This is a genomic window from Thiocapsa sp. (assembly GCF_011390875.1).
Taxonomy (GTDB): domain Bacteria; phylum Pseudomonadota; class Gammaproteobacteria; order Chromatiales; family Chromatiaceae; genus Thiocapsa.
The window spans coordinates 1-6,577 of sequence record NZ_JAABRP010000243.1 but is presented as its reverse complement, the minus strand read 5'-3'; the positions used below and the strand labels follow the sequence as shown (position 1 = coordinate 6,577).

At 63.8% G+C, this 6,577-nt stretch carries 11 protein-coding genes; 1 reads left to right on the top strand and 10 read right to left on the bottom strand.

The genetic code is table 11. From position 1 onward, the window contains the following. Positions 1–345: TCP-1/cpn60 chaperonin family protein (locus tag GPT33_RS16155; RefSeq protein ID WP_296810865.1), on the bottom strand; the 345-nt coding region annotated here is incomplete at its 3' end. 58 nt (positions 346–403) lie between these two features. Beyond that, positions 404–691, bottom strand: a complete 288-nt coding sequence (locus tag GPT33_RS16150; protein WP_232408691.1) for a co-chaperone GroES — start codon at positions 689–691, stop codon at positions 404–406. Between the two features lie 314 nt (positions 692–1,005). Here GPT33_RS16150 and tcdA point away from each other — a divergent pair, with 314 nt between their 5' ends. Beyond that, on the top strand, positions 1,006–1,830 hold the full coding sequence (gene tcdA, locus GPT33_RS16145) for a tRNA cyclic N6-threonylcarbamoyladenosine(37) synthase TcdA (protein ID WP_296810862.1): 825 nt from the start codon (positions 1,006–1,008) through the stop codon (positions 1,828–1,830). A gap of 62 nt (positions 1,831–1,892) precedes the next feature. On the opposite strand, the gene GPT33_RS16140 is transcribed toward tcdA, so the two are convergent. The 8 genes from GPT33_RS16140 to GPT33_RS16105 all read right to left on the bottom strand — a co-directional run. Further along, positions 1,893–2,807 (bottom strand): 5-bromo-4-chloroindolyl phosphate hydrolysis family protein, encoded by a 915-nt coding sequence (locus GPT33_RS16140; protein ID WP_296810860.1) that lies wholly within the window; start codon positions 2,805–2,807, stop codon positions 1,893–1,895. Continuing rightward, positions 2,804–2,968: a hypothetical protein gene (locus tag GPT33_RS16135; protein ID WP_296810858.1), complete on the bottom strand. Its 165-nt coding sequence runs from the start codon at positions 2,966–2,968 to the stop codon at positions 2,804–2,806. The genes GPT33_RS16140 and GPT33_RS16135 overlap by 4 nt, the downstream gene beginning before the upstream one ends. A gap of 16 nt (positions 2,969–2,984) precedes the next feature. Beyond that, on the bottom strand, positions 2,985–3,608 hold the full coding sequence (locus GPT33_RS16130) for a V-type ATP synthase subunit D (RefSeq protein WP_007190903.1): 624 nt from the start codon (positions 3,606–3,608) through the stop codon (positions 2,985–2,987). Positions 3,609–3,653: 45 nt separating this feature from the next. Then, positions 3,654–3,851: a hypothetical protein gene (locus tag GPT33_RS16125; RefSeq protein ID WP_296810855.1), complete on the bottom strand. Its 198-nt coding sequence runs from the start codon at positions 3,849–3,851 to the stop codon at positions 3,654–3,656. Positions 3,852–3,874: 23 nt separating this feature from the next. Further along, a complete protein-coding gene (locus GPT33_RS16120; RefSeq protein ID WP_296810854.1) occupies positions 3,875–4,204 on the bottom strand; it encodes a YkgJ family cysteine cluster protein in 330 nt (109 codons plus the stop codon). A 225-nt stretch (positions 4,205–4,429) separates the two neighbouring features. Then, a complete protein-coding gene (locus GPT33_RS16115) occupies positions 4,430–4,777 on the bottom strand; it encodes a hypothetical protein (RefSeq protein WP_296810852.1) in 348 nt (115 codons plus the stop codon). 430 nt (positions 4,778–5,207) lie between these two features. After that, a complete protein-coding gene (locus GPT33_RS16110) occupies positions 5,208–5,948 on the bottom strand; it encodes an alpha/beta hydrolase-fold protein (protein WP_296810850.1) in 741 nt (246 codons plus the stop codon). A 72-nt stretch (positions 5,949–6,020) separates the two neighbouring features. Continuing rightward, positions 6,021–6,577, bottom strand: a 557-nt coding sequence (locus GPT33_RS16105) for an acetylxylan esterase (RefSeq protein ID WP_296810849.1), incomplete at its 5' end; no start/stop codon positions are given.

Genomic DNA, 6,577 nt, shown 5'->3' with positions numbered 1-6,577 from the left:
GTCCATCGGGTTCATGCCGGCGGCGACGGCCTTGAGGCCCTCACGGACCATGGCTTGAGCCAGTACGGTCGCGGTGGTGGTGCCGTCGCCGCCGATGTCGGAGGTCTTGGAAGCGACCTCCTTGACCATCTGAGCGCCCATGTTTTCGAGCTTGTCCTTGAGCTCGATCGCCTTGGCCACGGAGACGCCGTCCTTGGTGACGGTCGGGGCGCCCCAGGACTTCTCGATCACGACGTTGCGTCCCTTAGGGCCCAGGGTGACCTTGACTGCATTGGCAAGGATGTCGACGCCGCGGAGCATCCGGGCACGGGCTTGCTCGCTGAAGGAAATCTGTTTTGCACTCATGGATTGCTTGCCTCGGTAAAGCGAAATGGGGGGTGTGGCGCAAGCGGGCGGTTGTCCGCTATTCGATGACGCCCATGATGTCGTCTTCGCGCATCACCAGCAGCTTCTCCTCGGAGAGCTTGACCTCCGTGCCGGAATACTTGCCGAACAACACGCGGTCGCCGACCTTCACATCCAGGCGGCGGATATCGCCGTTGTCCAGCAGCTTGCCGTTGCCGACGGCGATGACCTCGCCTTCAATCGGCTTCTCGGCCGCCGAGTCCGGGATCAGGATGCCACCGGCGGAGGTGCGCTCCTCCTCCTTGCGGCGAACAACGACACGGTCATGCAAAGGACGTAGGTTCATAAACGACGTGACTCCTTGAGCGAAGAAACCGAAAGTTCGCGATCTCGACGGGCTGTTAGCACTCGGTCGGATCGAGTGCTAACAATCTAGAGAAAAATCCCAAGATGTCAAGCGCTGAACCGCGTTCGGAGTCCTCCGATCCGGCGTCGGTAATTTCGACCTCGTTTTTCCAAGGGCTGTCGGAGGACGCGGTTCAGGAGAATTCGGTTCTCGGCAAACCGCGGCGGGCTCGCGGGGTCGTTGGGGGTTGCGGGATCGAAAGTCGTCTCGAGCGGACGCTTTCCGTCCGGGCGTGGATCGAGGATGATGCCGTGATGGAAAGAACAGACACTCCCGCGCAGCCTGATGCAGAGATTTCGGTAGGGCGGGAGGCGCGCTTTGGTGGGATCACTCGTCTTTACGGGGCGGCGCAGAGCGCACGGATCGCGGATCTGCATATCTGTGTCGTCGGCGTGGGCGGGGTGGGATCTTGGGCGGCGGAGGCGCTCGCCCGTACCGGCGTGGGCGCCATTACCCTGATCGACGACGACACCATCGAAGCGGGGAACGTGAATCGCCAAAGTCATGCCATGACCAGCCAGTTCGATCGGGCGAAGGTCGAGGTGATGGCCGAGCGCATCCGGGACATACACCCGCTTTGCCGGTGCGAGCCGATTCGCGATTTCATCACCGATCGGACACTTGAGGCGTATCTAAGCCGCGGTTATGACGCGGTCATCGACGCGATCGACAGCATTCGATTCAAGGCGGCGATGATTGCACACTGCAAGCGGCACAAGATCCTCATCGTCACGACCGGGGGTGCGGGCGGACGGCGCGACCCGACCGCGGTCAGGGTGGCCGATCTGAGCCGGACGGAGCATGACCCCTTGGCCTCGAAGGTGCGGCGGCGGTTGCGCGAGGGCTATGGATTCCCGCGCGACCCGAAACGGCGTTTCAAGGTCGACTGCGTCTACTCGCTGGAGCAACCGGTCTACCCGAGGGCGGATGGATGTGTCGGGCACCAAAAGCCCGGGATCAGCGGCGTTTCACTGGACTGTCGACTCGGCTACGGATCGGCAAGCTTCGTGACGGCGACGTTCGGGTTCGCGGCTGTGTCGAGGGTCATCGAGATGGCGATTAAACCGCGTCCGGAGTGACATGCGAGGTTTAAGTTCCGGGCATGCCTCGAACGAGCCAAAGAGGGCTCGGTTGACGCGGTTCATAAGAGCCCTTCGCGCTTCAATTGGCTCGTCAGCACTTCGATCTGCACGTCCAGGTCCATGATGTCTGACTCCAAAAGCTTCCGGCGTTGCTCCTGGAATACCTCCTCGATGCTCGTCAGAACCCGGCGGAAATTGGCGTCGAGATCGGGCGAGGCGGCGCGTTGGTGCGTCCTCGCGTAGCCTTCGACGACACGTTGCACTCCATCCAGATAGACGTTCAAGAACTTGCGGGCGCGTCGCAGGTCCCGCGGGTCCTCTTCAAGCAAAGTCAGGATCTCGCGGGCGAGCGCGGCGACGCGCCGCAGGCGCTGATTGAGCTCGGGTTGCCGGATATCGCGGCTCGACTGCTCCACGGCTGCGATCGCGCGCTCGGCTTGTCCGAGGGCGGCAAGCACCTGATCCGTGGTGTCCAGTCCGGAGGCGGCCGTCACCCGCTTGGCTGCAACTGGATCGCCTCCGTAGAAGAGCCGACACCCGAGCAGGGCCACGAGCCCGAAGGCGAAGGCGATGCCCGGATGGTGCCCGACGCCGAGCCAGGCCGTGAGGCCGGTGCCCAAGCCGATCAGGCCGCCGCCGACGGCCTTGAGGGGAAAAGGTGTCTTTGCGATGAGACGGCGCGCGTAGGCGGCTTCCGAGACCAGGCCGCGCCACAGCAACCACGCCCCGCCCAGCAACAGACCGTAACCGATGGCGTTGCCGATCATCGGCATCAAGAGCCCGCGGGCCATGGCGACGACCGCGGCAACCAAGACCGGCAGCGTGAGCAGGAACATCAAGAGGCTCTTTGCCGGGTTCGGCTGTTCCGGGATCGAACGCCGGTGATCGTCGGTGCCGAGAAGCTTGAAGCGAACGACCAGGATCAGGATGGTGATCGCGGTGAGGGTCGCGACAAGCGCAAACACGCGAATCATGGATGCGTCTCCCGGGGTTCAGCGTGGCGGGCGGCGTGCCGCGTGGTCTCGGCGGCAGCGGCGGGAGACGAGCAGGAGACCGCCAGTGCCTGCCACGAGGCGACGCCGACGGCGGCCAGAATCAGGAGCAGACCGAGGACCTTGCGAGGGAAGCTGGGCATGGCGGTTGACGGCTCCTCAAGCCTCGGCCCGTTGCCGCAGCAACTTGACCTGGAAGAGCGTGTTGCGCTCCTCCTCTTCGAGCGAGGACTGGATGAAGTGGATGGTCCGCCGATAGAGCGGAATGATGTTGTACTTGAGCGCATTGACCCGCTTCTGGGCCTTACGTTGTTCTTCCATCAGACGGTGCAGCGCGGTCTCGACCTCGGCCAGACGGGCGAGCAGAACGCAGGCGTTGGCGAGGTTCTCGCGGGTGGTGTCGAAGCTCGCGTCCGTCCCCAAAAGGCCGACCGGCTTGAGCGGGATGCGCTCGCTGGTGACGGCTGGATACTCCACGCCGAGCGCACGGCGCGGCAGGATGTCGACCGTCAGCGCCAGCTCCGAGCCGAGCGCGGCCTGATGGATCCCGCGGCTTCCCATGCGCAGATGGGTGATGCTGAGGCAACGATAGGCCTCGGCGAGCGCCTTTTCGGATGCGTCTCGCAGACGCCGGTACTCGCCGATGCGCTCGTAGACGAGGCGCGTCAGCAGCTCGCGCTTGCGTTCGAGCAGATCGTGGCCTTCCTCGAGAAACTTCTCCTGCTTTTTCAGCCGGAGGAGGGTGTTCTTGGTCGGTGGAACCTTGATCAGCTGTTGTGCCATGTGGACTCTCTCAACCCGCGGTTGACCGCTTGCTCCGACGTCTCGTTACACGCCCCGACACTCCTGCGGCCAGTAAGGCTGAATGATCGCATGATCGTCGTGTCGGATGCAGTCGTTGATGGCCTGGTCATCGGTCTCGAGGAGGCCGTAGCTCCATACCGCCAGGAGCCGGCCGGATCTAAACCGCGTCTCACCGGGATCGAGGACGTCGCCGAAGCCAAACGCAAAATGAAAACGACGCATGTCGCTCCGGACGCGGTTTAGGTTCAACCGCGCTCGGCAAGGCACTCGGGGCTGCCGACCTCCAACTCGCGACACACCAAGGGCCGCTGCGAGTAGATTCTGCACAGCAGGGTGTCGCGGTCCAGTGCCGCACACCAGCCGTCTTCGAGCCGGTTCATCAGGGTCCGGCCGAAGTGATCGGTGACGGTGAGGTGCCCTGGGACGCCGGTGTCGGTGAGGCACCAAACCTCCAAGCGACAGCAGCTGGCGGCGCAGGTCTCGCAGGTGACCGGGGTGGCGGGAGTCGCGTTCGAGTCGTCTTCCACGAACGTCAAGCCGACCTCGACCCCCCGGACACGACGACCTTGGGTCATGTGTGTATCCCCGGTGGTCGTTGCGCAGTCATGGCGGCGAGGGCATTGCGGAGGCTTCGGGACGCAGCAAGCGGGTGCGGCGCGGCCTTGATCGCGGTGGACGAGGTCGTGCGGCGATCGAGGAAGAAAAACCGTGAGGGGAACACCCGAGTTGCGCGGGGTTCCCCAGGGCGATCCCGGCGGCTCGGATCGCGTGCGCGATCGCAGCCGGGATCAAGCAGCGGACTACTCGTACTTGCCGCTGATTGCACCGGAAGCGTCTTCCTTCTCGAGTGCCTCTTTCGTTGCGGCCTGCTCGGCTGCGTTGGGGGTCGGATCTTTGACCTGTCCCTCGGCCCCTTGATCGGTGGGATAGTCTCCGGTCAGCTCCTCGCCCTGCTTCTTGAGCATTTCGCTGGTTTTCTCCTGCGCCTTCGCATCCGGCGTCGGAGCCGTGATCTGAGCCTCTTGGCCGACGTTCATCGGCTCGTCGCCAGAGACGAGCGGCGTTGCAGGTTGCTCGGCAGCGACACTGCCGGCGAGCATGATGGCGAGTGCCGCAGCGGAACTTAACAGGATTTGCTTGGTTTTCACTTGCTTCTTCTCCTTGCTGGTCGCACGAATCGGACAATCCAGACCGATTGCCTCGGCGTCGATCGATTGCCGCGGCAGCGTCTGGACTCTCCGGACTGAAGTGACGCGTCTTGCTTCGCATCGGCGGTCGACGTCGACCACCGGGTTTCAGAAGGCGTACTCGGTGAAACAACCTGCACTTCCGAGTGCTCCGTCGATCCGGTCCTGCCGTATCCGGCGTCTCGCCGGGCCGGGTCCACGGCCTTCGGCAAGACATCGCCGCTGAATCATAGCAGGTGTTGGCGATGATCAAAGGGTGCCGGAATCGCATTGCGTTTGTCGAGCGGAAAATCCGATTCGACGAAGATATTGCAGGGCAAGTCTCATTGTTGGCCCTCGATCGATCCCTTACGCGGGCCCGCCGCGGATACACCCGCCGGAAATCCTCCCGTTAGAGATACAGCGGCGCCATGCGCCGCCAGTGATAACCCTGGTGCGCGCGACCTTCCCATTCGTGCAGTGTAGGCCGTGCGCCCTTGTCTCGCAGGATTTGGCCGATGTGACGGTTGTTGTCCCTAAAGGGGTCGTCCTGCCCGACGACCAGGACGATGTCCATCCCGCGCAGAGCATCCAACCGCCACGGGCACGCCAGGTTCGGCAGGAAGTGCGCGGGCGTGTGGAAATAGACGAGGTCGTCGCGATAGCCGCCGAGCAGGTCTTGGAATTCGGCGACCTGCAGCGTGAGATCGTAGCGGCCGGAGAAGGCCGCCAGCTTCCGAAACAGGTGCGGATGCCGGAAGGCGATGTTGGCCGCGTGATAGGCGCCGAGGCTGCAACCGTGCGCGATTGTGCAAGGATGCGGATTCTTGATCGACATCAGAGGCATGACCTCGTTGAGGATGTACTCCTCGAAGGCATGGTGACGCCGAATCCGATCCGCCGGGTTGCACCACCCGCAGTAAAAGGTCTCCCGGTCGATGCTGTCGACGCAGTAGAGCTGAAGCTGCCCGGCCTCGAGTTTGGGTCGCAGCGCTTCGACGATCCGGAGATCCTCGTACTCGTGGAAGCGACCGTCTCGGGTCGGGAACACGAGCACCTTCGCACCGGCATGCCCGAAGACGAGCAACTCCATATCGCGGCCGAGGCGTGGACTGTACCAGTGGTAATACTCGCGGTTCACGATGCGTCTCATCCGCCGATCGTCCGGCAGCGCGGACCGCTTCGACCGACTCTTCGGGCGGGCGTCGAGCGCGTCGGCGCCAGCTCAGAGAGCAGCGAAAAAGGCCCGCAGCTCCGCCATGAGCTCCTGCTCTTGGCGTTCGCGATCGGGATAGTCGACATGTCCGGCCTCCAGCACGAACAGGTGCTTTTCACCGGGAATCGCGTTGTAGATCGCGAACTGGCCCGGCGGCGCGACCGCGGGGTCGAAACGTGCAGCAGCCACATGCATGGGCTGGGTAATGAGCCGCGCGGCGACAGCGGCATCGTAGTACGCCAAGGTTTCGAGAACGTGACCATGCCCGTAACGGCGAGCGAAGTCCTGAACGGCTGCACCGCTGCCGATCGTCGGCAGATCGAGTCTCAGACGCTGGTGGCCGAAGGTGGGAACGTTCAGATGCCCGCGCGCGATCCGCCGGTCCCACGGCAGGGCCATAGCGCCGATTCCGCCGCCGAAGCTGATGCCGAGATAGCCGATGTGCCCGCGCAGGCCGGGGAATAGGCTCAGAAGGGCACCGACGCCGGTCCAGACATCCTCCACGCAACCCCCGATGATGTAGCGGTCGCGCCGGTCGATATCGTGCAGAACGTGCCACCTCGGGT